The sequence below is a fragment of the Reichenbachiella sp. genome, assembly GCF_965223055.1.
Lineage (GTDB): Bacteria > Bacteroidota > Bacteroidia > Cytophagales > Cyclobacteriaceae > Reichenbachiella.
Genome location: NZ_CBDCVM010000012.1, coordinates 764,795 through 791,077 on the forward strand (window position 1 = coordinate 764,795; position 26,283 = coordinate 791,077).

Annotated in this window: 23 protein-coding genes; 10 read left to right on the top strand and 13 right to left on the bottom strand. The window is 38.3% G+C overall.

All coding sequences use genetic code 11. From position 1 onward, the window contains the following. Positions 1-21: 21 nt before the first annotated feature. Positions 22-1,113 carry a TIGR03032 family protein gene (locus ACOQO5_RS18705; RefSeq protein ID WP_420583212.1) on the bottom strand — a complete coding sequence of 364 codons (1,092 nt, stop codon included), beginning with the start codon at positions 1,111-1,113 and terminating at the stop codon, positions 22-24. Between the two features lie 299 nt (positions 1,114-1,412). Here ACOQO5_RS18705 and ACOQO5_RS18710 point away from each other — a divergent pair, with 299 nt between their 5' ends. Together ACOQO5_RS18710 and ACOQO5_RS18715 are read left to right on the top strand one after the other, a co-directional pair. Continuing rightward, entirely contained in the window at positions 1,413-3,449 is a 2,037-nt protein-coding gene (locus ACOQO5_RS18710) for a tetratricopeptide repeat protein (RefSeq protein WP_420583213.1), read from the top strand. A gap of 84 nt (positions 3,450-3,533) precedes the next feature. Continuing rightward, entirely contained in the window at positions 3,534-4,601 is a 1,068-nt protein-coding gene (locus ACOQO5_RS18715) for an Ldh family oxidoreductase (RefSeq protein ID WP_420583214.1), read from the top strand. On the opposite strand, the gene ACOQO5_RS18720 is transcribed toward ACOQO5_RS18715, so the two are convergent. Together ACOQO5_RS18720 and ACOQO5_RS18725 are read right to left on the bottom strand one after the other, a co-directional pair. Then, the gene (locus tag ACOQO5_RS18720) at positions 4,598-5,149 is read right to left on the bottom strand and encodes a hypothetical protein (protein WP_420583215.1); all 552 of its coding nucleotides are present in this window, start codon (positions 5,147-5,149) and stop codon (positions 4,598-4,600) included. The two genes, ACOQO5_RS18715 and ACOQO5_RS18720, sit on opposite strands and share 4 nt — an antisense overlap. 36 nt (positions 5,150-5,185) lie before the next feature. Then, positions 5,186-5,614, bottom strand: coding sequence for an FtsB family cell division protein (locus tag ACOQO5_RS18725; RefSeq protein WP_420583216.1), 429 nt, complete (start codon positions 5,612-5,614; stop codon positions 5,186-5,188). Between the two features lie 283 nt (positions 5,615-5,897). Here ACOQO5_RS18725 and ACOQO5_RS18730 point away from each other — a divergent pair, with 283 nt between their 5' ends. From ACOQO5_RS18730 to ACOQO5_RS18745, 4 genes are read left to right on the top strand one after another with little or no spacing between them, the layout of a single operon-like run. Then, positions 5,898-8,573 carry a TonB-dependent receptor gene (locus ACOQO5_RS18730; protein WP_420583217.1) on the top strand — a complete coding sequence of 892 codons (2,676 nt, stop codon included), beginning with the start codon at positions 5,898-5,900 and terminating at the stop codon, positions 8,571-8,573. A gap of 31 nt (positions 8,574-8,604) precedes the next feature. After that, a complete protein-coding gene (locus tag ACOQO5_RS18735; protein WP_420583218.1) occupies positions 8,605-9,714 on the top strand; it encodes a DUF4249 domain-containing protein in 1,110 nt (369 codons plus the stop codon). 10 nt (positions 9,715-9,724) lie between these two features. Continuing rightward, on the top strand, positions 9,725-10,837 hold the full coding sequence (locus tag ACOQO5_RS18740) for a DUF4249 domain-containing protein (RefSeq protein WP_420583219.1): 1,113 nt from the start codon (positions 9,725-9,727) through the stop codon (positions 10,835-10,837). 12 nt (positions 10,838-10,849) lie between these two features. After that, entirely contained in the window at positions 10,850-12,946 is a 2,097-nt protein-coding gene (locus ACOQO5_RS18745; RefSeq protein ID WP_420583220.1) for a hypothetical protein, read from the top strand. Positions 12,947-12,955: 9 nt separating this feature from the next. On the opposite strand, the gene ACOQO5_RS18750 is transcribed toward ACOQO5_RS18745, so the two are convergent. The 9 genes from ACOQO5_RS18750 to ACOQO5_RS18790 all read right to left on the bottom strand — a co-directional run bounded on the left by ACOQO5_RS18750 (position 12,956) and on the right by ACOQO5_RS18790 (position 22,604). Beyond that, positions 12,956-13,876: a hypothetical protein gene (locus ACOQO5_RS18750; protein ID WP_420583221.1), complete on the bottom strand. Its 921-nt coding sequence runs from the start codon at positions 13,874-13,876 to the stop codon at positions 12,956-12,958. Next, on the bottom strand, positions 13,873-14,841 hold the full coding sequence (locus ACOQO5_RS18755; protein ID WP_420583222.1) for a vWA domain-containing protein: 969 nt from the start codon (positions 14,839-14,841) through the stop codon (positions 13,873-13,875). Before ACOQO5_RS18755 ends, ACOQO5_RS18750 begins: the two co-directional genes overlap by 4 nt. Positions 14,842-15,181: 340 nt before the next feature. After that, complete coding sequence (locus ACOQO5_RS18760; RefSeq protein ID WP_420583223.1) at positions 15,182-15,334, bottom strand: hypothetical protein; 153 nt, start codon at positions 15,332-15,334, stop codon at positions 15,182-15,184. A 15-nt stretch (positions 15,335-15,349) separates the two neighbouring features. Beyond that, on the bottom strand, positions 15,350-15,790 hold the full coding sequence (locus tag ACOQO5_RS18765) for a DUF6934 family protein (RefSeq protein WP_420583224.1): 441 nt from the start codon (positions 15,788-15,790) through the stop codon (positions 15,350-15,352). A gap of 242 nt (positions 15,791-16,032) precedes the next feature. Next, positions 16,033-16,677 carry a hypothetical protein gene (locus tag ACOQO5_RS18770; RefSeq protein WP_420583225.1) on the bottom strand — a complete coding sequence of 215 codons (645 nt, stop codon included), beginning with the start codon at positions 16,675-16,677 and terminating at the stop codon, positions 16,033-16,035. A gap of 261 nt (positions 16,678-16,938) precedes the next feature. Next, a complete protein-coding gene (locus ACOQO5_RS18775) occupies positions 16,939-17,433 on the bottom strand; it encodes a hypothetical protein (protein ID WP_420583226.1) in 495 nt (164 codons plus the stop codon). A gap of 363 nt (positions 17,434-17,796) precedes the next feature. Next, a complete protein-coding gene (locus ACOQO5_RS18780) occupies positions 17,797-19,647 on the bottom strand; it encodes a hypothetical protein (protein ID WP_420583227.1) in 1,851 nt (616 codons plus the stop codon). A gap of 88 nt (positions 19,648-19,735) precedes the next feature. Then, a complete protein-coding gene (locus tag ACOQO5_RS18785; protein WP_420583228.1) occupies positions 19,736-20,767 on the bottom strand; it encodes a 2-oxoacid:ferredoxin oxidoreductase subunit beta in 1,032 nt (343 codons plus the stop codon). Next, positions 20,760-22,604 (bottom strand): 2-oxoacid:acceptor oxidoreductase subunit alpha, encoded by a 1,845-nt coding sequence (locus ACOQO5_RS18790; protein WP_420583229.1) that lies wholly within the window; start codon positions 22,602-22,604, stop codon positions 20,760-20,762. Before ACOQO5_RS18790 ends, ACOQO5_RS18785 begins: the two co-directional genes overlap by 8 nt. A gap of 151 nt (positions 22,605-22,755) precedes the next feature. Between ACOQO5_RS18790 and ACOQO5_RS18795 the strand changes: the two genes are divergently transcribed. Further along, positions 22,756-23,301, top strand: a complete 546-nt coding sequence (locus ACOQO5_RS18795; RefSeq protein WP_420583230.1) for a hypothetical protein — start codon at positions 22,756-22,758, stop codon at positions 23,299-23,301. Between the two features lie 25 nt (positions 23,302-23,326). Here ACOQO5_RS18795 and ACOQO5_RS18800 read toward each other — a convergent pair whose 3' ends face one another. Then, the gene (locus ACOQO5_RS18800) at positions 23,327-24,340 is read right to left on the bottom strand and encodes a hypothetical protein (protein ID WP_420583231.1); all 1,014 of its coding nucleotides are present in this window, start codon (positions 24,338-24,340) and stop codon (positions 23,327-23,329) included. 163 nt (positions 24,341-24,503) lie between these two features. Between ACOQO5_RS18800 and ACOQO5_RS18805 the strand changes: the two genes are divergently transcribed. The 3 genes from ACOQO5_RS18805 to ACOQO5_RS18815 are packed head-to-tail and all read left to right on the top strand — an operon-like array spanning position 24,504 to position 26,150. After that, positions 24,504-24,791 carry a hypothetical protein gene (locus ACOQO5_RS18805; protein ID WP_420583232.1) on the top strand — a complete coding sequence of 96 codons (288 nt, stop codon included), beginning with the start codon at positions 24,504-24,506 and terminating at the stop codon, positions 24,789-24,791. A gap of 22 nt (positions 24,792-24,813) precedes the next feature. Continuing rightward, entirely contained in the window at positions 24,814-25,611 is a 798-nt protein-coding gene (locus ACOQO5_RS18810) for an abortive infection system antitoxin AbiGi family protein (protein WP_420583233.1), read from the top strand. Beyond that, positions 25,611-26,150, top strand: a complete 540-nt coding sequence (locus tag ACOQO5_RS18815) for a hypothetical protein (protein ID WP_420583234.1) — start codon at positions 25,611-25,613, stop codon at positions 26,148-26,150. The genes ACOQO5_RS18810 and ACOQO5_RS18815 overlap by 1 nt, the downstream gene beginning before the upstream one ends. Positions 26,151-26,283 lie beyond the last annotated feature (133 nt).

The following is a 26,283-nucleotide window of genomic DNA, read 5'->3' on the forward strand; positions in this document are numbered from 1 at the left end:
ACGTATGTCATTAATAAATCCCTAATTGTTCATAGGGTCCAATTCTTTTTGTTCTTTAGATGCACCCCACATGCCTTGACCTGGAATTGACAAGGCATTGTTGTGAATTTCCATGTCGGGAGAAAGAATAGACGCTCGTTTTGTATTGGATAAAACCTTCACATCATAAATTTCATCTACAGTCATTTGGTATTTGAAACTTCCTACTATGCTGCCATATGGTAGATATACTGCAACAACTCCCGCAAACGAAGTCTCTGCAATAGGAAGATCCTTGAAAGCCCACGAATTGTGTCTAAGCTTTGATACACCAATAAATAGATAATCTCCGCATCTACTCATGCCTCTGGCAAACCCACCTAGTTGGCATACTACTTCGTGTTTGCCAGTCTGCCTATCTATTCGGATCAATTCGCCTTGTGTGGAATTGAGTACATATAACTTCCCATCATATACCCGAGGAGAATGTGGCATACCTAATCCGTCTTTTATGATTTTGCCGGAAGGGTATTCCATCACAATACCTCCAGTCATTTTATCGTCTCTCCATCCTTGAGCTTGGTCTGTTTGACCCAGTGCGGTCACATATTTTATTTCGCTATTTTCTTCAGCCAATCCATTGAGATGGCATCGGTCTTCTGAAGCTAAATCAGTAATAAATGGTGGCTTCCAAATAGGGGTAAAACTATATTGGTGATCGATCTGACACACACAGGAGAACAAGGTGTTGATTCCGGTTAAAGAATTTTCCTCGTTGCTGAACATCATGTCATGCATGGCCACATATCCTGTATTATACCTGCTACGCGGTACATACAGCGAGTCGTAAGTATTAGGTTTTTTAGGGTAAGATGCCGCCAGTTCCTTGGCGTTTCTTAATACAACCACTTCGTTGCGCGTGGCCACAGCCAAGGAGTCCGGAGCAGTTGCCATACCCATAGGGCTATTAAATGTCCGAGGTAGTTGGATTAATTTGTCGGTCTCTACAGCACTAATTACAATAACCTTGTTGGCTTGGTAAGTACTAATAGCTAGTGAGATTTCTAGTTTATGCAGTAATTCTGCGAATTGTGGTGTGTAATCACAATCGAATGGTTTTGGAGCGTTGCTCATATAATAATACATTCCGCTTTGTTGATTGACAAATCACCAATCGAGACAAAACAAGATCTTGTTTAAATGTTATTAGAATAATAAAACGCTGGATGAGGTCAGGATGAAATACTAGTATGAAGATCCGAAAATATCATGGGACATACAAGTGTTTATTTACAATAATTTCCCGTTTGGTGATATGTGGAGATCATATTGGATTATTGCTGGAAAAGTTGTGGTATGTTTTTATGATTTTATATTCGCTAAAAGAATGAGTATGTCTGAGTTTATCTGGCAAGAATTAAATGGTAACCGAAATGGATCATCAACAACAAATAAATGAGTACAATAATCAAGCAAAGCGCTTATTGCAGAATCCATATGATCGTTTAATATTATTGTCTTTAGTAAAGTTGGCTCCTCTAGTCAATGAAATTGAAAATACGTTGACCAATTTGAAAGTATATCTCAAGAAGTATCCGGAGGATAGTTTGATTTGGATGGCTGTAGGTCAATTGTATTTGAAAGTTTCACAAACTCAGAAGGCCTTGAAATGTTTTCTGAAATGTGGTCAGTTGAATCCTGAGATCAAAGGGTTATGGTTGACAATTGCTGACTGCTATTATCATTTAAAAGTCTATGAGAAAGTTGAGGAGAATTTGAAGGTTGGTTTGAAAATGCATCCCAATCAACCTGTACTTGTCAATCGATTGGCCTTTTTGTACAAACAATTGGGACGAATTAAAGCGTCAGCAAAACTATATAGACAATTGATCAAATTTCCTGAATTTGCAGCGTCTGCTCATTTTCAATTGGCTACGATTCTACAAGAGCTGAATATGCCCCGAAAATCGATCGCTCACTACGAGGAGCTTTTAAAGCTTGAACCTGACCATGCGGATGGGTATTATGGATTAGGGATTGCGTATGCTTTTATGCAAGATTTTGAAAGCGCTATCAAAAATTATCAAAAAGCACTCGAGTGTGATTCAGGGCATTTGCAATCCAGAATGGAACTTTCCAGTGCTAGAGCAAGTATTTGTGATTGGTCTTCTTATCTGCAAGATAGAGTAGGCTTTGAGCAAGCATTAAGTCAAATAACCATGTCAGGAGACATTAGTCTTACGCGGGCTTCTTTTGATATCAACTATTTCGATCTCCCACCTAACATACATAAGGAAACTGCCACAAAATGTGCGAAGCAGATTGAGAAACAACTGAAGGACAAGCGATTGGCTGAATGGCCAATTCGTAAGATAAATGCTAAGAACAAAAAGCTCAAAGTAGGTTACCTCTCTCCAGACTTTAGAGAACATGCGGTAGGGCGATTGATATATGAGATTTTTGAATTCCACAACAAAGAACGGTTTGAGACTTTTGCATATGCTACGATAGTGACTGAAGAAGTTGATTTCGTTTCACAGGCAATCCAAGAAAATTGTGATCATTTCATTAACTGCCATCATCTCACTGCAGTAGAAATTGCAAAAAAAATTCGAGCAGATGAAATAGATGTGTTAATTGACTTAGTCGGTTATACAACCTATAGCAAGCCGGCAGTGGTTGCTTTAAAACCTGCTGTTATACAGATGCATTATTTGGGTAATCCAGGAACGATGGGGGCTGAATTTACGCCCTATTTTTTAAGTGATAGTGAAATGGTACCGGAGAAGCATCAAAAATTATATACCGAAGAAATTCTTTATTTGAAGCATGGTTGGGTAGCATCAAAAATACCAGATGAAATCCCTAACCTTACGAAAGCAGATTGTAACCTACCCGAAAATGCTCTCGTGTATTGCAGTTTTAATTTCCCCAAAAAGCTGAGTCCAGAAGTGTTTAATGTTTGGATGAAAATATTAATTGAAGTACAGAATAGTGTGCTTTGGATCTACGCACCCTTGGAGTTGCAACAGGAAAATTTAATGAAAGAAGTATCTAAGTTCGAAGTTGATAAAGACAGAATAATATTTGCAGATAATGTATCCTATACTGAGTATCTAGCTCGATTAAAATTGGCTGATATTTTTCTAGATAGTTTTTTTTATGGTGCAGGCTCCACTGCGGCCAATGCGTTAATGATGGGAGTTCCAGTTTTAACTTTACCTGGTGAAACATTTGTTTCAAGGTTAGGAAGTGGAGTGAATGCAGCTGCCTCAATGAAAGATTGGAATTGCAGCAATGAAACGGAATATTTGGAAAAAGCTGTGTATTGGGCAACTCATAAAGCAGAACTCTTCAGGTTGAAAAAGAAATTGCCACTAAAAGTTAAAGAATCTCCATTATGCGATGTAAAAGGATTTGTATCGGGACTAGAACAAAAAATAGAAAAGTTAGTCAGTAGCATTCAATAAGGTTGAGTCTAAAAAGATGAATTTTGATCTCTAAAAGAGCAGTAGTAGTATAGTGGTTTGCCAAAAAGAAAATAAATTCGCCATATGTACAGCTATCAGAGATTATTTGACTTTGCTAAACAAGTCTTCGTGTCGATGGGACACACAGAGAAAATGGCCGACACTGCAGCTACCGTACTGGTCAGTGCAGATATGCGTGGGGTAGATTCTCATGGTATTGCTCGACTCAAAGGGTATGTGAGATTGTGGGAAGCAAAAAGAATCAATGCCAAACCTATCTTTCAGATAGAGCACGAGACGCCGTCAACTGCTGTGCTGAATGCAGACGAATCATTAGGATTGATTTCTGGGCCTGAGGCAATGAAAATTGCAATGATCAAGGCGAAAAGTGTGGGCACAGGTTGGGTGTCGGTGAAGAATTCCAATCATTATGGTATCGCGGGTTATCATGCGATGATGGCGTTGGATCAGGATATGATCGGCATTTCTATGACCAATGCCAGCCCGTTGGTAGCGCCTACTTTTTCAAAGGAAAGGTTACTGGGTACCAATCCAATTTCGGTAGCTATTCCTGCCGGCAAGCAGCCTCCATTTGTAGCAGATATGGCTACAACCACGGCTGCCAATGGTAAACTAGAAATTTTACAAAGAAAAAATGAAGATGCGCCTCTTGGATGGGTACAAGACCAGGATGGAAACCCTACCACCAATGCTAACGGCGTAAAAGATGGAGGGGCTTTGTTGCCGCTAGGGGGTGATAGAGAGCACGCTTCTCATAAAGGTTATATTCTCGGTTCTATTGTGGATATTTTCTCTGCAGTGCTTTCTGGAGCTAATTATGGACCGTGGGTTCCCCCATTCGTGAGCTTTATAGACCCAGTCTCTGATCCTGTAGGTGAGGGCCTTGGTCATTTTTTTGGGGCCATGCGAATCGATGCATTTAGGAAGGCTGATGAGTTTAAGAATCACATGGATACCTGGATCGAAAGATTCAGATCTTCGACACCTATTGATGTAAACAATCCAGTTCAAATCCCAGGTGATTACGAAAGAAATATGGAGGCTGCGAGAGCAAAAGACGGTATTCCGCTTCTTGACCCTGTAGTCCAGGATCTAAATGAATTAGCGGAAAAATTCAAGTTGAAATTTTAAAAGCCTATTCCGAAGTTCATTCCTATGACCCAAGGGCTGTCATAACGCCCATTGTCGCCACCTTCTGAGTAAAACACATTGTACAAAGCGTAAAAATTTAAAAACCCTTTGTTACCCATAGGTTGAGAAATACCTGCACCGAGTAAAAAGGTGTTGTACGTGGTGTGTCCACCTTCTACTAAGTCTAGGAAAAAGATTTCATATTGTGCCATCAAGAAAAATGGCTTATAAACTACGTACTGTGTATAGAAGTTTATCCCATAGTCGTTGAAGGACTGATTGATAGGTTCTTTGTATTTAAAATATTGATAAGTCAACCCTATACCAGCGTTCCAGTTTGGCGTAATTCTATAACCCACTTGACCACTGATATTGACCCATACTTGCCTATCGCTGATGCCAAATCCTCCTAATCCACCACCTACATATACCTTGTCCACCCATGATGACCTGTCACTTCCTAAGACATTATCAAAACTTTCCTGTGCAGAACTCTCAGAAACATAAAGTGCACAAAGTAGTGCAAGTAGAAATAGTCTTTTATTCATTTGTGTAGGATTTAGAAAGTATGGTACAATCAGATTCTATTCTTCAACAACTACAAATAGATCTTCCCCGTCTTTTTTCATGTAGTATTTTTCACGCGCAAAGCGCTCCAAAAGCTCCATGTCGTTGATGAGCGCTTCTCTATCAGCATTTACTTCTTCAATTTTTTGCAGGTAGTATTTTTCCTGATTTTCCAGTTCTTCTACTTTTTGTCCCAGTTGATGCTGCGAATAGAAGTCGTTTGTATCGAAAAAAAGCATCCAGACTAAAAAGGCAAGACCAGAAAGGAAGTAAAAATTCTTTGTGATATGAAGTGATTTTTTAATCATGCCTAATAAAGTGTACTGTAAAGTAAAAAATGAATTGTGCAATTGCCAAATAATCAATGTTATATTCTCATGAGCTTCTTGAGTAAGGACGAGATAACCACGACTAGCCTTTTTCAAACAAATGTCCAAATGCGACATTTGAATCAAAAATTGATTCAATCAATAGCACTTGCTGGGCACTGAGATAGATTTGTGAATAGTACGTTAAGAATTTTCTATTTCACCCTTTAGTGTTACAAGAATATTGTTCTGTTTTTATAGGGGATTTCACATCCAGCTAACAGATAATACTGCCGATTATCCATATATGATACCATTAACATTTCCGTAGAAAAATTAACAATATATGTCGGGATCATTACACTCATTCTCACTAATCTTGCGACGATTATTAACATTAATTCAACCTTTCATCATTCCAATGAGCATCTCCAAAATCATAATTATTGTCTTAGCCTGTTGTGCTCCCTTATTGGCATTAGCTCAGGAAGACATGCATCTGGATCAATCCTATCAGGGGATGAGCATGTCTAATGCGCTGGATTCGATTAAGGCTGAAACAAAGGCCAAAATATTCTACAATCCTGAATGGGTGAAAGATCGTAAAGTAACAGTTTCAGGGAAAGGCCTTACAGTTTTAGAATTTTTGAATGAAAATTTAGCTGAAAGTGGATTAAAAGCGGTGCCCTATCGCGGTTCTATCGTTTTTGTTGCGAATAATCCGGAATTGTACCAGATCGAATCGACGGCGGATGAGAGTTTGATTGTAATTGGTGATAAAAACTCTGAGCTAAACGAAGTAGTATCTGTAACGGGGCGAATTACAGACGGAGGCAATGATGAGCCATTAATAGGCGCTAGGGTTTATATCAGTTCCCTCAACATTGGAACAGTTACAGATTTTAATGGTAACTATAATTTAAGAGTTCCGGTAGGCAAATATACGATTGACTACAGTTCGATAAGCTATGAGGGTAAGCCGATAGACGTAATTATTAAATCAGCTGGTCAATTGGATGTTAGTTTATTTTCTGGTTCTCTTCAATTGGATGAACTCGTAATTACTGCAGATGGACAAGATGCCAATGTACAGCAAAGAGTTTCTGGATTGGAAAATATGAACATTGAAACCATCAAACAGCTGCCGACCTTTATGGGAGAAGTTGATCCGGTGAAAAGTTTGACAACGATGCCTGGTATTTCGACCACTGGTGAATTGTCCTCTGGTTTTAATGTTCGCGGCGGTGAAACTGGGCAAAATTTAATAGTTCAGGATGGAGCAGTAATATATAATCCTACGCATTTATTCGGTTTTTATAGTGCGTTCAACTCTGACATGGTCAATGAGGTGAACCTATACAAAGGGGGTGGTCCTGCGAACTTTGGAGGCCGTATCTCATCGGTTTTGGATATCAAACTCCGACATGGAAATGACGAGAAATATGAAGTCAATGGAGGTATCGGATTAGTTTCTAGTAGGCTAACAGCTGAAGGTCCTATCGTGAAAAATAAAGCTTCCTTTTTGATTGGTGGTCGTACGTCATATACTAACTGGTTGCTTCATAGAATCAAAAATATTGAATTACAAAGTAGTGAAGCAGCTTTTTATGATTTGAACGCAAAGCTTCTTTATCGGGTGAGTGACAAAGATTACATTACTGGGTCATTTTATCTTAGTCATGATGATTTCAATTTCGCAGGAGAAGCACAATACGATTGGGGAACGAAAAATTTTAGTTTGGAATGGAACCACGTTTTTGGGACCAAGACTCTTTCAACACTTTGGTTGACCACTAGCAATTATAATGTCAACTCAAAAAATTTGGAAGAAGAGGTCGAAGCTTTCGAATTTGAAAATGGCATACAGAACTTTTCAGCTAAATATGAATTCTTGTATAAAATGCACCCAAAGAATTCTTTAACTGTCGGCGCAGAGTACAACAATCATAATATTCGACCTGGTGAACTATCGGCATTTGGAGAAAATTCAAATACAAAATATGTGAAAATGAGCGATCAACATGCTCATGAAATTGCACTTTTCGCACAAGATGATTGGGACCTGGGTGCCAGGTTAGCACTTTCTGCAGGGATACGTTTGTCTAGCTTTGTGAGAACAGGACCAGATACAGAATATATTTTCGATGAAGGAGCAAATGTGGTGAGAGAACCACAAGTAATCGACTCTGTCAGTTATGGCAGTGGTGAAACGATAAAAACGTTTGTAGGCTTAGAGCCTAGAGTTTCCTTGAGATATCTGCTTACCACCAATTCTTCGCTTAAATTCAGCTATTACCGGTCGTATCAATACTTGCATTTAATTTCTAATACCGTGTCAGCCACGCCTCAAGATTACTATTTAGCCAGTGGAAATAATTTAGACCCACAGTATGCAGATCAATGGTCTGTTGGTTATTTCAGAAATTTTCAAAACAATGCTTATCAAGTATCGGCTGAAAGTTATTATAAGGACATCAAAAATTCACTTGACTTTTTGGAAGGCGCTGAGATTATTGGCAACAAACAATTGGAAGGAAGTATTGTACAAGGGGTTGGTAGAACGTATGGATTAGAGCTGCAATTGAAGAAAAATACAGGCAGACTGAACGGATGGATTTCTTATACTTATTCTAGAAGCTTAAAACGTTTTAATGGTCAATATGAGTATCAAACTATTAATAATGGAGAGTATTATAGTGCAAATAATGACAAACCTCATGACTTATCTATGGTGATGAATTATAAGCTCGGAGGAAGAGTGATTCTTTCGGCTAATTTCAGTTATAGCACTGGAAGACCAATCACAGTACCAGTTTCGAAATTCTCATTTGACAGACAATTGGCTGTGCTGAATTACTCAGAACGGAATGAATATCGAATTCCAGATTATCATCGTTTAGACTTGTCGCTAACGATCAAGCCTAGCTTAAGAAGAGATAAGTTCATTAATGGCGAATGGGTATTCTCGATATTTAATGTATATGCTCGAAAAAATGCCTACTCCATATATTTCACAAAATCTGGATTTGCTAAGAAGCTGTCTATCATGGGGACCATTTTCCCATCAGTCACCTACAATTTTAAACTGTCCAAGTGATTATTAAATTCTAAGATTGATTTTTGAAAAAATGAAAGGTGCTATCAAAATATTGAGTTTAATAATCGCTTTGCTTTGCAACATATCTTGCGTAGAGGATTTTAAATTTGACGTCCCGTCGGATGTGAAAGGAATTGTAGTGGAAGGATATATATCTAATTTGTCGTATTCCGATCAATTGGCTTATCCGAAAGACCCGGCCATATTTGAACTGGGGCTTAGGTATACTTCGGATGTTACCAATGTCAGAGATGAACCAGTACTCGGGGCCCAAATAGAATTACATGGGTCTTCTGGAGAAGTGTATGACTATGCGGAAATAGGAGAGGGTAGATATGGCCTTTTTTATGGAGAGGTTAAAGCGCTACCTGGTTTAGAATATCAAATTATAATTACACTCGAAGATGGCACAGAAATCTATTCAGAAATGACAGGATTGCCAGAAAGTTCACCAGTCGGGGATTTATTTATAGAGGAAGCCAGTCAGTCTGTATATGAATACAGAAGAGATGAATTGGTTATTTCGGAGAAGAATGGGATCAATCTCAATATTAAAACAGCGCCGAACAATTCGGGAAGTCCATATTACTATAAGTGGGATTTTATTACCACGTTCATTAAAACTGCATTTTTAGCAGGAGATAATAGCCCATTCAGATACTGTTGGACAAGCTCTATTTATTATTACAAAGACTATAAACTGTTAGAAGACCTCAAAGGCAATGCGCCAAGTAGTCTGTTCTTTTTGGATACCAATAACTCCAGACTTAATGAAGGGTTTTCAGTTATGATTAGGCAAATGAAAATGCCAAAGGGCTATTATCAGTTTATGAAGGATCTACAAGTACAGGGAGAACAAAGTGAGTTATTTGCCAAACCACCGTTCAATCTTGTTTCCAATTTACATTCTGACGAAATCAATGTCTTCGGATACTTTGGTGTAGTCCAGGAAGACTATAAGCGGTGGTATTTTGATAAAGACGAAGTCTCTAATTATGGTGGTTATAAAAAAGGGTGTGTTTTTGATGATGTGCCACCACCATATCCGGCTTCATGTTTCAATTGTTTACAATATAGTTATGATGGGCCAGTGTCCAATGAAGCACCAATTTGGTGGGATAGTCGCTATTCGCCTAAATAATTGATCTACGATGAATAGATTCCAGCTAACCATTTCGATATTGATTTTCTTAACTCTTGGTTCTTGTATTGAGGATTTTGAATTCGATGGCGTTTCTGCCGGAGAGGGAATCGTTGTAGAAGGATTTATTACCAACCAGTCTTATAACGACCTCATTCCATTACCACTTCCTGCTCGATATTTCACACTCAAATTATCGAATGTAGGTGAGTTAGATAATGTTCGGAATGAGCCAGTATTGGGAGCAAAAATCGAACTCCATCAAGACGATGGAGTAGTATATGACTACGCTGAAATAGAAAACGGAGAGTATGGCTTGTTTTATGAAGATTTTAAGGCCGATGAAGCTCACGGCTATCATCTAGAAATTACTTTAGCTGACGGAAAAAAGATAACATCCGAGATACAAACATTGGAAAAAGGGATGGACATGGGTTCTTTTTCTCTTGTTGAAGGGACAAAACTCGATTATGAAAATATTCGCGAAGAAGTCAGTATTGCAGAGCAAGAAGGCATCAGTTTTTACGTTACTACATTGGCTAATGAATTATCAGAACCTGTTTACTATAAGTGGGATTTGGAGATTACCTGGATATACAATGCTGCACTAGCCGCAGATAACAGTCCGATCAAATATTGCTGGGCTACTTCAAAATATTTTTTTCAAGAATATCAATTGCTTGAAGATTACGAAGGCGGGATTGCAAACGAGCTCTTTTTTTTAAAAACTAAGGGCTCAAGACTCAATCATGGCTATTCTGTGCTAATTCGCCAGACAGTCATGAACTCCAAATATTATACCTTTTGGAAGGAAGTAGAAAAGCAACTAAATCAAAGCGAATTATTTGCGACGCCACCCTATAATATTGAGTCAAATCTATCATCCGATGATACTAACGTATTTGGATACTTTGGTGTGGTAAATGAGACATTTGGTAGGTGGTATTTTGATGAAAGTGAAATCAGTAATTATGGTGGGTGGATAAATGATGAACGTTGTTCATTTGGTCCTCCTTTTGCCCCGTGGTGTTTTGATTGCAGAGTATTGGCATACGATGATAGTCCTGTCCAATCAAGTATGCCTGACTGGTGGGACCCTATTTACTTCAGAAAAAACCCTTAATGAAAATAAGTAATGTATAAGCTATTTGTAATATTATTAACTCTTTGTATTTCGTTGACAGATGTACTGGCCCAAGACGCACTGTATATAAGTACCAACAAAGACAAATTCGTAGTAGGGGAACAAGTCATGTACAAGGTGACAAGATTTGGAGAAGAGAAAGTCGATGAAGACGAGGCTCCGCTATTTACGGACTTAGTTGCACCCAATGGTCAAATTGTACAAACGAAAAGCTCGTTGGAAAATCCAGAAGCGAAGTATTTTTTTTCGTTGTCGGATAGTTTGGAGTCAGGTGTTTATAGAATAATTTGTAATAGCAAAGGAGCTACCCAAGCGGTTAAAAATATTCAGGTCTACGCATTGGAGCTTGAGGAGAACGCTGTTCAAGAAGCAAGCGATATTCAGGTGAAATACAAAGGAGGGGCATTACATCAAGGGCAGAATAATCAAGTGGTTGCACGGCTAGTTGATTCCTCAGGAGCAGGAATTCAATCCAAAGGCACCCTTGTCAATAGTTTGGATTCTTTGGTGCAATACCTAGATACTGATGCGAATGGAATAGTAGGTTTTGAATTAAACCCAACAGATAGTTTGTATAAAATACGTTTCGGTAAAAAGACTATTGATTTAGTTCCTGGAAGAGCAGCATTGGCTGTGGATATCCAGCGTAAAAATGAATCCATTTTAATCAAATTGAAGCGAGAAAGCCAAGGGACAGAGCCGATTGAAGTTTTGCTCAATGGTACAACCGCCGTCAAATCTGTTTTTGTAGAAAATGCAGATACTTTAGATATCATGCTGCCGGCAAGACAATTAGAATATGGCATTCAACAAATCGGTTTTAATTATCAAAATACAGAAGTCAGCCCATTCACTTATTTTCATGTTCCGGCAGTTGAGGAAAATCTATATCTCAACACAATCGTCGCATCAAACAATGAAGAAGTGGAATATGTCATCGACGACAATTCGGAGCAAATAGACTATTTGGATGTATCCATTATTGATAAGAATTATGCTCAGCAAAGAAATTTTTATGAAGAATTTTATTTCGATCAAGTGGGCTTGGACTTACAATTAGTTGATGACCGTGATTTTGACTCTTATTTGATATTCTTTGGAGCTGATCTTCAAAAAAGTGAAAATATCGAAAGATTAAATGCCAAACAGTTTCATGGCGTGTTGAGTTATAGGGAGGGGTTTCCTTTCGATGAATTGTCAGTCTTGAATTTGACTACCATGAAAGCACTAGATATCCGATGTGAAAGCATTACAGGAATTCATGATTTCGAGCGTGTAGCTGGTAAAAACTCTCAAATTTTCCCATATCACTTTACTACCTATCTTCAGCCTATTGAGCAGGCCAACTTCAAAGAAAGCGTAGAATTTAGATACCCTCCAATGAGTACCGTATTGCGCTTGTCGGATCGCGAGGTAGCCTATATTAAGGAGTATGATACACAACGAAACATTATGCTTTCGTTTCAAAATAATGAGAAGCAAAAAGCTTCTCTGCCAGAGCCTGATTTCACTTATAACATGGATGATTACGATGTGCCAAATACTATGGTGGACATGATAAACTATGTAGTGAAGTATGTTTCAGTGGTAAAGAGTAAAGGTGATGAGCCAGAATTAACTATGTATCGTTACATGAGTACGTATAAATATCGCGGTTCACCTCTGATTTTTCTAAATGATCTTCCGATCTATGATAAGCGAACGATTCTAAATCTAAATCCTAAGGATATTTCTAGAGTTGAAGTAAGAAATTCTTATGCAGCCAATGGACATTTAGGAAATTTCAGTTTGAATGGCTCTGTTTCCTTTTACCTTAAGGAAGGTGTTGAAAATCCCCTAAAGGATGCATATAATAATTTGCCTATTCTACAGCGTTGCCAAAACTTGAATAAGAAGAATGTGGATAATGAGTATGCGCCAGATTTTAGGCATCAATTGTATTGGAATGCAAAAGTGGATAAGAACAAAGGCTCTTTCTGGATCGACCTAAAGACTTCTGATCTAAGTACCAATTATCAGATATTAGTGACAGCTCATATGAAAGATGGCTCTGTGATTCAGGATCAATCGTTATTGGTGGTTCAGTAATTTATAGATTTACCAATCCGGCTTGTCGCTGTCTTTGCGTTTAGTTGGCTTTCGTCGATTTTGCTGAATGTACTGAATTTCACTGTTTTTAAGGGCCTCGAGAATCATCTTGGCCTTTTCCTCTGAGATATTCATTTCTTGCATTTTGTCGGATGGGCTTGGCTGCTGCTGGTCCTGCTTTTCACTTTTGTCCTCACTTTCTTCTCCATCCTGAGGTTGCTGTTGCTCTTGTTGGTCGCCTTCCTTTTCGTTCTCCTCACCATCTTTTGACTGCTGATCGTCTTGGTTTTCCTGGTCCTGTTGGTCCTGTTGATCCTGATTTTCTTGATCTTGTTGCTCTTGATCTTCTGAATTTTGATTCTTCTGATCCTGATTTTGATCGCCTTCTTGCTGGTCTTCGTTTTCCTGCTGGTCTTGATCTTTTTTCTCTTCGTCCTGGTTTTCCTGATTTTCGTTATTCTGGTCCTGATTCTCCTGATTCTGATTCTGTTCCTGCTGGTCTTTCAATTTCTTTTTTACCAGTTCATAGTTGTATCGAGCATCCAGGTTACTCGGGTCCGACTTGATGGATTCTTTGAAATAAGACATGGCTTTTTCGAGCGTTTTAGGATCGTTCGACATAGCGCCGAGTTGCTGATAGGCTACTGACTTGAGTTGTTCATTTTTAGACAATACAAGTTTCTGATATTGGGCCTGCGCCTGATCTTTTTGGTTGAGCTGAAAATAAGCATGACCCAGATTCATGATTGACTCTTCATCGAATACTTGTAGAGTATCAATAAGAAAGGAGTAATTGGAGACAGCGACCTCATACTGCTGGTGTTTAAATGCGATTTCGGCATTTTTCTTCAGCTCGTTGATTTTTGAGATGTCATTGGCCGAAGCTTGGAAGCATACCGTAAGAATCAATATCGTGCTAAGTAACTTCATATATTAACAGTTCTTACTTTTATTACAGCATCTATACAGACTAAAACCAGCGCAAGTGCCAGGAAGTAATAGTACTTGTTGGCAGAGACGTCCATCGTTTTACTATCACGCAATTCTCCTTCGATATCGCCGATGGTATTGATTAACTTTTCTACATCATTTTGTGTGGCATTGATCTCAAAATATTTGCCGCTGGTAGCCGAGGCAATTTTCTTTAAAGACACCGGGTTCAATTTAGAAAGAACATCCTGCCCTTTATTGTCTTTTTTGAATCCTCGTTGCGTCATTATTTTACTTCCTTTGGCGGTTCCTATACCAAGGGTGAATAATTTTATTCCTTCTTTCTCTATTGATTTTGCGATACTCGCTGTGTTTTCACCAAAATCTTCTCCATCACTGATCAGGATAATAATTTTTGACTTTTGTCTGGTGACTGTTTCCTTGTCAACTGAAATCTTGTCGAGGGCCATTTTGAGCGGTGGGCCGAAGTCAGTGCCTGTGTTTGGAACCAGATTGGTATTTAGCGTTTCTATAAATAAGTTCAACGCACTTTTGTCATAGGTCAGCGGGCATTGTACGTAGGCTTCATTTGAAAACATGATGAGTCCTATGCGGTCGGAAGAAAAGGCATCAACGATTTCTTTTAATTCAAACTTAATTTTTTCAAGGCGGGTAGGTTGGATATCGAATGCATTCATAGACTCGGACAGATCTATGGCTATAAATATATCCTTGCCGATGGACTTGATCTCTTTGGTAGATTCTCCAAATGATGGCCCTAAGAGTGCGACCAGAAATAAAGCGAAATACGCTGCCCTTAAAGTAACCTTATAGAATACACGACGATAGCTGGTGCCCAATGCTTTTGCCGCTCTTACTGTTCTAAATATGTACAGCACATAAAAGAAGCCAAAAAGTATAATAAAGAATAATTCTAAGCTGCCGATCTCACCGCTCCAAACCATATAAGAGAATTTTCAAATCAAACAAATATAGACATCCCTGGGATAGGCCAAAAGGTGAGATTCTGCATTTAACATTTTTTAGCATTTCCTTTTGCCTGGTGTTTGTCGTTTACATAAAATTGAAATAGAATTATCACGATAATACCATCTTAATCAAATGACTTGGTTTGATAACTTTTTAGTGATAATGCCGATACATCATTCGTGCGTTATGTAGTTAAGTTTCGGATGAAATATAGCTGAATCTGGGATTCAGCGGGGCTGGAGCAAGTTCAAAACTGTCCTATAGCAGCCAGTAGCTTGAATTGATGTATGATATTAGATGTATTTTTCAGTTGACCTATTTAGACAACTGGGGCAATCCTGTTTTTCTTAGCATATCATTAGCCTTTGCCACCTTTTCTGGAAATAGAACCACTGAAGCTATAGAATCAAGCTTTTTGTTGATTCGAACAACTGGTACATTCTTCTTAGAAATATTCTTCGCGCTCATAATGTAAAGTTAAGCTTATTTTCTATAGACTAAAAAACCGAGATAATCTCTATCCTTAACGAATTTTTCCCAGCCCTTGTTGAGTTCACCATAGACATGAAAGTCCTGTGAAATTTCTTCAATGTATTTTGTAATTCCAATTCTATACAGCCTAGTTCGGCTTTCTGTACTTCCAGTTGCATAGATATTTGCCTTAGGGTGTTGATCTGTAAATGCATAAATAGTACTTACCACAGTTGCAAGAATCTTTTCGCTATCACCGTTGTTCGAAATCGTTTGATCATCGATTTGGCCTGTTTCTCCATTTTTATCTCCAAATGCCAAGTTGAAGACGTTCTTCAGATTGGTTGGAGAATATTGTACAAGTTTGACAATTTTCCCTTTTGGTCCTTCACTAATAAATTCGAAAGTTGTTAAATGAGTATCAGATGATAAATTGTAACGAGGCAAGTTCATATGCCAAATATAGAGTTAAAGAGGTTAACCAAAATAAAAAATCTCTTTACATCGCCTGTGTAGGACGATGTGACCTCACAGCTTGATTAAAGCAGAAAGATAGCTGAACCTGTGATTCTGTTCATACATTTTTGATTTCTCATGAGGCGTAGAACAGAATCGGCGGGGCTTGTAAAAACCACCGAACTCTCTAATATCGCTATGCTGCCATGCATCTCAAATCAAATGTTAGCATGTGTTTTTTAAAACGACGTTTTGATTATTTTTCCTATTTTGTCATCAATAACAATAGTGTCGTTTTGTAGTATACTGTGACTTTTTCTTGAGATGAATTTAACAACAGAATTATCAAATATTATGGTATCCAAGTCTATCTTAATATCAACATTTCCATTTCTAACATCTTGATGGTACCAAACATTCTTACCCGTCTCTAAGTCTATTTTCTTTGCATGAGTAGAAAATGTGATGTAGGTGTAATTATCTTTAATTATTGGACCGGATGAAACAGAGACTATGTATTCTTTATAAATCTGTTGCATATTTGAATTGTCAATTTTGACTAACCAAAAACCACCTTCCATTAAATTTGTCTCATCGTGAAACACATAGGTGAAACCTTTAGTTTGGTAGATGCTGGCTTGTTCTACTATGAGGTTTTTTTCTATTTTCAACTGATAACTTATCCCAGAAGGGAAGGTGAGTAACCCTGAAGGGGTGATTTTAAAAACTCCATTATTTGATTCGTGTATTAGCGTATCAATTGGTAAGGCAGGATTTATGGGCCTCAATCTAAATATATTATCCTTGGATTTTAAGATTGATTTATTTTGTGCATTCAGAGAGCATGCATATAAAAGTGACATAAAGATAATTAGTCTTTTCATTTTGTTGATTTTATTATGCATGTCAACGCCTGCGTATGGTGCGTGTGCGTGTCGTTTGATAAAAGAGCCAAAGTAGTGAAAATCTGCCGAACCTGCTAGCGATTCGGTAAGAGCCACGTTCTGCCGATCTTCCGATGCGACGAACTGATATCGCTATAAGCAGAGAAGTGATTTCCGCCGGCAGATGCACGGGTTCGTTCCGCCGAGGCTGGCCAAATGCTCAGTTCGCACATGCACTATCACGCCATGTTAGAGAGACTTTTATGTTCGAATCATTAATACTGCGTTATACAGGATTCCAGCGAACATTAGGATGGCAACAGAATATTTGAGTATTCGAAAACCAATCGAGTTCTTGTACTCAAGGTGTTCAAGTGCCAAGTATGTCTTAGTTCCAATGCTCAAAGCCTGAACCTGGTTAGGATTGCTGAAAAACACTGATTCATTTTCAATGGAGTATGTTACGGTATCACCAATATGAACTTCTTCCAAGAATTCGCTGGTTGAAATACCATTGCTTTTGAGAAAGAAATTGGTGGTTGGGACAATGAGTGGATCTTGATCATCTATCACAATCATTTCGTTCCCGAACTTTCCATATTCAACCTTCGGGTTCATTCTTAAAATTCGGGTGTGCGTTGAGTAGTTGTCAGGATCAAATTGGAGGTTAAGTGCATCAGTAGCGTACAGAGTTAACCAAGTGAAACAGATAGCCAATCCAATAGCTAGAATGATGTTCTTAAGCTGATCACTCATCTTATATACCAGAGTACATTATAAGTTTGATGATAATTAGAGTCACAACCACTCCAAGTATTTTGAAATTTAATCCGTAGGCTTGTTGATCAACAATGTCTCCTTTCTCATACTTACCATCTCCTTTTATTATTTCAGAAATTGTTGGAACGGATTTGTTCCTTATTCTATTTGCTATGTTCAAATACATCCAGTAATAAAAAACTCCTAAGTGATCAAAAAAATACATGATAATGTGTCAATCTCCATTTTCAATTCTCACTAACAAGTGGCTAACATAATGTGTGTTATCCATGATATGTCTATTACAAATCTAACAGGTTTTCTGGGTTCAGCATGTGAGAGAGGATAGACTATTGGTGTCTAAAACTCAGTCAAATCTATAAACAGTAAACCTTCAGGTTTTTTGCCAAGGGCTTGCGCTTTGCGAACTTGTTTCTTGGTTCTTTTTTGGATGTAATTCAGACTTTTATAACTGTTGTAATAGCTCTTGAAATTGAGTTTGTCCTGAACCATCCAGTTTTCATAGTTGGCCAGCTGGTCTCTAAATTCTGCATTTTCCAGATTGGGGCTGTTGGGTCCATCGATGTGGTAATCTCGCAGGATAGCCAGCACATAGATGAGCTTTTGCTGCAATATGAAGGTCTGACTTCTCAATGACCCATATCTGCTCAAATCATTGAAACCAAAAGCATTGATACCACCAGCAATAGCCGCCATAATCCCGATATAGGGTACTGCTTTATGAGCAGCGGAGCCTTCTGTAAAAACATTTCCGGCTGCGGTGTAAGTGGCAAATAGCATCGTCATGACGGACAGACCTCTTTTGAGGTTTTTTACACTTCCTTCCCTTTGCTCAAGGTCGGCATGCATTTCATTCAAATGGTCTATAAGGAAAATCGCTTCGTCTCTGTAGTTGAGGTAGCTTTGGTATGTGATCTCCGTATTCTCTCTATGATGAACCGTAAGTGTAAAAGCCCGTTGGTCGATAGAACCATCTGGGTCTTCAGCCACCATGAGCATGTCAAATTTTTTGGGTTTTAGTTCGATTCCTATAATGTCATAACTGGGCGTCCAGTTTAATTCCACTGCGTTGTTTTTTGCTTCCCATGTCATTCCCTCCGGAGCACCGATGATATCAAATTTCAAGTCTTCAAAATCATCATTGGCATCTTGGATGAAGATCGTTCGATGAAAGGGAAGCCCCTCATAAACCGCTTCGTTTTGAAGATTCAGAATTTTTGGCGGTTGGTTCATGACACTCCGCTTGATCAGGAATGTCTTATTGATAGAGATTGGGTTTTCATTTCCTTGCTCACTGACTTCTACATAAACCTCAATAGGAAATAACTTCTTCAACTGCTCAATTTGATAGGGATTCAGTTTCCAGTAAAACTTCCCATTGGTAAGTTTTGGATTGCCAATGGAAGTAGGGATGTCCATTTTGTAAACCAGCGAGTCCTGATCTGGATCTACTACAGACAGGTCTACTTCTAAGGCTTCATTAGCATGAAGAAGATATTCATCAAGGACGGGAAACTTAAAATATGGAGACTCATTTTTTCTATTGATGATGAAAAGGAATATATGTTGTGAACTTTGGCCCTGTGTGTCATGGGCATTCACAGTCAAACTAAAATATTTTTGATCCAGATGGATGTCTAGTGGTGTCCATTTGAAAGTAAGTTGATTGTGAATAATTTCTACTTTACCATTTCCGATATGGAATTCTCCAGTATTGTCATTGAAAAAATGACTAAGCTCAACTTTGGAGGAGTCTTGAGAAGCATATCCCAACACAGAGAGTTCAATCGTTTGCCCGGGATGAAGCTGATAAAAACCATTCGTTAATTCATGGTTTGAATGAATGAAAAACTTGGGAGGATCATAGTCAGCCAGCACCTTGATGAAAATGGATTCAATGTCGATAAGTTTGGCACTGTCTATCAAAAAGAACTCTACAGTAATTTTTGAATCCTCGGCACTTTCAGGAATCACCCAGGAAAAAGTACCATCTTCAGCGAGCGAGGCATCATTTGGCGCATTTTTCATGACGATACTGCCTTGGCCTTTTTGCTCAACCTGTACACTGATTTCATCTCCCACTTTAGCCTCTACAAATTTTTCACTAATAGACAGCGAAGCAACATCTTGTGCCGAGAGTAATTGAGATAGGAATAGGAATAGGTTGAGAAGTGCTAACTTTTTGGTCATTCTTTCCTGGTGATTGAAACAGAAATTTAATTGTACTCTTGGGCTGTGTACAAATATAAGACCGAAAAAAGATTAATCCGAAGATGCGCTAGGCTACTTGCCAAGGGTTAGGACCCGAGAGCAATTCGTCCAAATCACCTTTCCCATTTTTTTCATCCGATTGTTTCAGTTGGTCTTCCATATGATCTTCGTAGCTGTATCTATCTTCTTTGTAAAACAACCCGAATGGTCGAGGCAGCACGCCTGGTTCAGCACTATATTCGAAAAATTGAGTGAGTATAGTAGCCTTTATTCGATCTGTAGGATCGTGTATCCAGCATTCTTCTGGAGTGTGACCATTGGATAATTCAATAATTTTGGGTTTGAAACCATCTAGTGTAACTCCTTTGTCGGAGTCAGCACCAAAAACCAAAGGTTTACCTTCCTCCAGCATCACCACATGATCGTCTTTTACCCCTTTGTCTGAGAAGGGAGCAAAACAACCGTCATTAAATACATTGCAGTTTTGATAAATCTCAACAAAGCTAGCGCCATGATGATTGTGCGCTTGAAGCAAAGTTTCACGTAAGTGGGTAGGGTTAGTGTCAATAGACCTGGCGACGAAAGTACCTTCCGCACCTAACGCCAACATCAGTGGATTGAAGGGGTAATCCAGTGACCCTTGAGGAGTAGAAGCTGAAATCTTACCAATAGGAGAAGTAGGAGAATATTGGCCTTTGGTCAAACCATAAATCTCGTTATTGAAAAGCAAAATATTCACATTGAAATTCCTCCTTAAAAGGTGAATCAGATGATTGCCACCGATGGACAATGCATCGCCGTCACCGGTAATAATCCAAACATCTAGTTTTGGATTGGCTGCTTTGAGTCCACTGGCTATCGCCGTTGCTCTACCATGAATACTGTGCATGCCATAGGTTTCGGTATAGTAGGGGAAACGCGAGGAGCAACCAATGCCAGAAATGAAAACAATGTTCTCTTTAGCCACACCAATTTCAGGTAAGATCTTCTTTACTTGATTCAGAATGCTATAGTCTCCACAACCCGGACACCACCTGACTTCTTGATCAGAGGCAAAGTCTTTAGCCGTATAGTTTTTTGGTTCTGCTACTTTATCCATGACTCAATTGGTTTAAGATGGCTTCTTTTATTTCTTGAACTGTAAAGGGAACGCCCTTGATTTTAGTCACACTTTTTAATGGCAGCAGAAACTTGTTTCTGAGGACCATAACAAGTTGTCCATTGTTCATTTCAGGAACTATGATTTGCTCAAAATGTCTTAGGATTTCACCTAAATTGGACGGGAGAGGGTGAATCATTCTCAGATGAATATGGGCTATATCATACCCTTCCTCTCCCAAATCAATAATCGCTGATTCAATGGCACCATAGGTAGATCCCCAGCCGATGACGAGTAGTTTGGACTTTTCACTTCCTTGGGCGTAAGTCTGTTCAGGAAATACACTAGCCACCTTTTCTACTTTCTCTGCCCTGATCTTAATCATTTGTTCATGGTTGTCAGGGTCATAGCTCACATTACCCGTATCCATCTCCTTTTCGAGTCCGCCGATACGATGCTCGTATCCTGCTATACCAGGAATTGCCCATTTCCTTACCAAATTTTCATCTCGTTGGTAGGGTAGAAAGTGGTCGTCTTTTTGATTCTTTTTAATAAGCGGTGGCTTAATGTCAGCCAGGTCTTTGCTTTCGGGATACTGCCAGGGTTCAGAGCCATTAGCAATGTACCCATCCGTAAGAAGCATTACAGGTGTCATATGCTCGAGGGCTATTTTACAAGCCATGAAAGTCATATCAAAACAATCTTTTGGGGTGGAGGGAGCAAATATTGGAATGGGTGCCTCACCATTTCTGCCATAGAGTGCTTGTAAGAGATCGGCTTGTTCGGTTTTGGTAGGAAGCCCAGTAGATGGCCCACCTCTTTGGACATTGACTATCACCAATGGCAATTCCAAAATCATAGCCAACCCCATGGCCTCGCCTTTTAGTGCAATACCCGGACCTGAAGAAGCTGTAGCTCCCAGGTTGCCGGCAAATGATGCGCCGATGGCTGAACAAACGGCAGCAATTTCATCTTCCGCTTGGTAAGTTTTCACACCATAATTTTTGTATCTCGACAGTTGATGTAAAATGTTCGATGCCGGTGTAATCGGGTAACTGCCATAAAATAACTCCAATCCAGATTTTTTGGAAGCGGCCACGAGGGCAAGCGCAACAGCTTGGTTGCCGTTTACATTTCTATAATGTCCTTTCGGTAATTTGGCTGGTTTGATACTAAATCTGGAAGTAAAGGTCTCACTGGTGTCGGCAAAGTTGAAACCAGCTTTTAGCACTTTGATATTGGCATCTGCTAGTTCGGGTTTTGATTTGAATTTTTCGGTTAGAAATGTAATCGTGTATTTAAGATCCTGATTGAACATCCAATAAACAAATCCTAGTACAAACATGTTTTTGCATCGTTCGATTTCTTTTCTGTCCATGCCAGTGTCTACCAATGAATCTTGAGTCATTTTAGTGACATCAAAATCATGCACGTCATAATTATCGAGAGAATGGTCTTCTAAAGGATTTACACCATTTTCATATTTGGCCAAGGTCAGATTCTTTTTATCAAAACCTGAAGTGTTGGCGATAATCACTCCTCCTTTTTTCAGTTGGTGCAAATTGGTTTTGAGCGAAGCGGCATTCATGGCTACCAATACATCGTATTGATCTCCGGGTGTAAAAACCTTAACGCTTCCTAATTTTAACTGAAAACCGGATACGCCAAAAAGCGTTCCTTTTGGCGCTCTTATCTCGGCCGGGAAATTGGGAAACGTACTGATGTCGTTGCCAAAAATCTCAACAGTTTCTGAAAACTGACCTCCAGTAAGTTGTATGCCGTCACCGGAATCACCGGCAAAAAAGATAACTGCTTCGTTTGGGGATGTTGCCTTCATATCATTAGAAGCATTTGTTGTTACTAAAAGTTACGAAATTTTGTGATCAATAGGTGAGGCAATCAATCATAATTAGTTGATTAGCGTATTTTGGCAACATTCGCTAATTGACTCACTTGATAAAGGGCCAATTTTTTGATAAATTGGATATATGAATAAGATCTACAGAATTTGTGTTTGTACGCTGTTCGCTGCATGTTCGGTGAGTGTACTTTCGGCTCAATCAAGTTTAACTCAACTTCCATTTGGAATAGTCATAGGGCAAACAACCAATGAAGAGATTGAAGACCGAGGCACTTGTATCAAACAAGTGAAAGAAAATAATGGCACGGAGAGATGCGAGCAATATGATATCGCCGGAAATTTCTCTGTACTTTCTAGTCAAAATGAAGTAGTGAATAAAGTGTTCTTTGATGCGGCTGCTGGCAATCAATTACCAAGAAAATGGCAGGAGTTAGGTCTTGGTTTCGGTGGGCAAAATAGTTCTGGAACATTAGAGATTGACTTTAGAAATATTATCAAAGCCAACGGAGCAACCTATATCAACACCTCTATTTCGACTAATGCTAAGGAGGAAGAGGGCATACTTTTTAAGTTTGATATCGAAGGGTTGCGCTATGCTGCAACGGTAATTACCAACTCTACGAAGTCTGATAAATTGGGTCTCAGAAGTATTACGATTACTGAAGCGTATTAAGATTTTTTAGAACGCGATTAGGACCTTATGTATTCATCCATCGCCAGAATCGTTGGAGCATATTTCCTGTTTGTTGTTCTTGTAGCTGCTTCTTTTTTGCAGTAACTTTTTTAGGTTTCTTTTTAGCAGTAGGTGTAGCTGAAGCAGGTTTCACATTCTTCTTGTAATGCTTGGCCTTCGCTTTTTTCTTTCGACGCTCTTCTTGTTCTTTTCTCTTTTTCTCCTCCCATTCTTTTTTCTTGCGAGCAGCTTCTAATGGATTGTAATCCTTGTTGAATTTCTTGCCCTTATAATTTTTAGGCTTTCTTTTTCTGTCTCTTCTAGGTCCAGTGGTGGTTATAATCTCATCGGGATCGTATGCCTTCTTTTCTTCTTTTTTAGGCTCTTCAGTTTTCTCAGTTTCCACTTTGGGTTCCGGAAGGTCGATTTTTCCTTTTACAGTTAATCCTTGTAGTTTAACCTTGGCGGGTTTGATTACCTCTATGTTTTCGTCATAAGCCAGACGCTCTACATAAGATTCAATATCAGGATCCAAATCTTCTGGAACCTGAGGAACATATTCGACTTCTTCAGGTCCATCTTCTTGAGACTCAGATTCCTGAATAATATCTTCCTCTATAGGCTCATGTTTGGTTGCTTCTAAATCAACTGGAGCATCTTCTAGTTCATGAGGCAAAGCAATTTCTACAAAAGACTCAGATATTCTTGGTTCTTCTTTTTTCTTTTCTTCTTCTTTGGATTCCTTTTCTTCTTCTTCAAGAATCTCAGTTTCGGTCTCTTCAATTTCAGAAGTGTTTTCTTCTATCAGCTCTTGTTCTAATGCCGGGCTTTCTTCTTCTACTTCGGCAACCACTTCTACTTCCGGCTCTGGCTTTTCTTCTTCTAAAGCAGCCTTGTAATGGTCCAGTACCAATTCAATTTCTTCTTCGTTCAGCTTAGTGTTGGTTCCACTAGATAGGTCTATGTTTTGTGACTCCAAAAAGGCAGTCAGCTTGGATGGGGTAATGCTTATTTTTCTTGCTAAAGTTCCGAGCCTCATACTGAATAGATTCTTAATAATTCACAAATATAATTGTCACAGGGTATTCTCTGATATGAAAACGAGTAAACTGTAATTTTTTCCAAAACTTACGAGTATAAACTAAGGCTTGTTTATATCTTGACCTCAAAAAAGAATAGAATTTCTAAATGAAATAAGTAAAATGATAAGAGTTAAAAAATTTGGAGTGTTGCAGACAGCTAAAGTAGCAGCAATTATTTATGCTATAGTATCCTTTGTTGTTTTTCTGCCATTCGCTCTCATTGGAACTATGTTTACTGATGAGTTTTTTCCTGAGTTCTCAGAATTCGGTCCGGTAGCCTTACTATTCATTCCGCTTATGTATGGGCTGATAGGATTTATCTTTACTGCCATTGGTTGCGTTGTTTACAATCTGATTGCTTCTTTTACAGGTGGAATCGAGATTGAAATGGAGACTGCACAAAAATAGACTTATCGAAATGTGATATTTTATGGTTGCAAGTAGTTTATTTCATTTTACAAAAAGCTTAGACAAGCTAATTTCAATAATTAAATCAAGAAGCTTGTGGACAAGCTATTGTGAGGAAAACATTGAAGACTTAGATGATCAAACAAGATTTGTTGCTCTACCTATGGTTTGTTTTTGTGATATTCCTTTGACGACATATTTCAGCTATGATTATGACGAAAGCGAATTTGAAAAACATGGAAGATATGGTAGTTATGGTATTGGCTTAAGGAAAGACAAAATTGTTCAAAAGTATCAAGTTAATCCTTTATTGTATAGGAATATAGATTCTCTCTATGCTTTTAATCATAGAGAGAGCTTACGAGGAATAGAAAAATTGAGTGGGCTACTTGTTCGTGAAAATTTGAGTGAAAAGTCTCCAAATTTTGTTTTAGAATTTGAACTTTTAAAAGAAGAGTTGCTGATACATTTGAAAGAGCAATCATATTTTACCAAACCTTTCCATAGCGAACATAAAATATACTATGAAGCGAGAGAGTGGAGATATTTGACACCAGCAGACAAAGCGCCAAGGCAGGTTTTGGAAACTGATAATGCCAAAGAGGAAGTCGAAAAATTAAACTCAAGATATCATCAGCGGCCAGATTTTGATAAAGTGTTCTTTAACCTGGAAGATATTACACATATAATTGTTAAATCTTCAGATGAAGTTGAAGACATGATTCAAAATGTGAATGAGATTATGGATGTGAATGAAGATGAAAAATTTAAAGCATTACAAAAAATAATTGACGTAGTTACTATTAAAAGGGATATGTAATGAAAAATGATCTCAAAATAATTGAAAGGTATCGAGATTTAAAGGAGGATCCGTTTTTTCCATTTTCAGATGAAATTCTTGAAAGGTATTCTCATACTACAGAAAGTGCAAGGATTCAGGCGAATAGGAATCTTTTTGATCAATGTTTGACACAAATTGAGAACGTTAATGTTACAATAGTTAATTACATCAGAGATGGAGTATTAACAGCTATTGCTAAAATTAATAGTCTTATTGAACCTAATAACAAAGGAAATAGGGTGTCAAGAAATCAAGGCTTAATAATTGAAAATGCTTTGATATCAAAAATCATTAGGGTTTTGAATATTGCATTAAAATCTGGTTACGTTGTGCATAGTGAGTTTTATTACAGCATTGATGACAATGATCACATTAATGAAACTGAGTTAAATGATATTCTTACCAAACATCGTGAAAATATTCAAGGCAAGACTTATGATAGCTTTACTGAGCTAGAGGACGATGTTGAAAATTTAATTATTGAATTAAGTAATGGATTTCCTCGTTTTCAGTCCTGAGTTTTGAAAAGTGAAAAAGTTCATAAATCAATCATACAAATGATATTAACTTATATTACTTATTCAATATTTTGAGGGTCAATATACTTATTAGCTTCACAAGAGGTATGGAAATAGAAATGGATACGGCGAC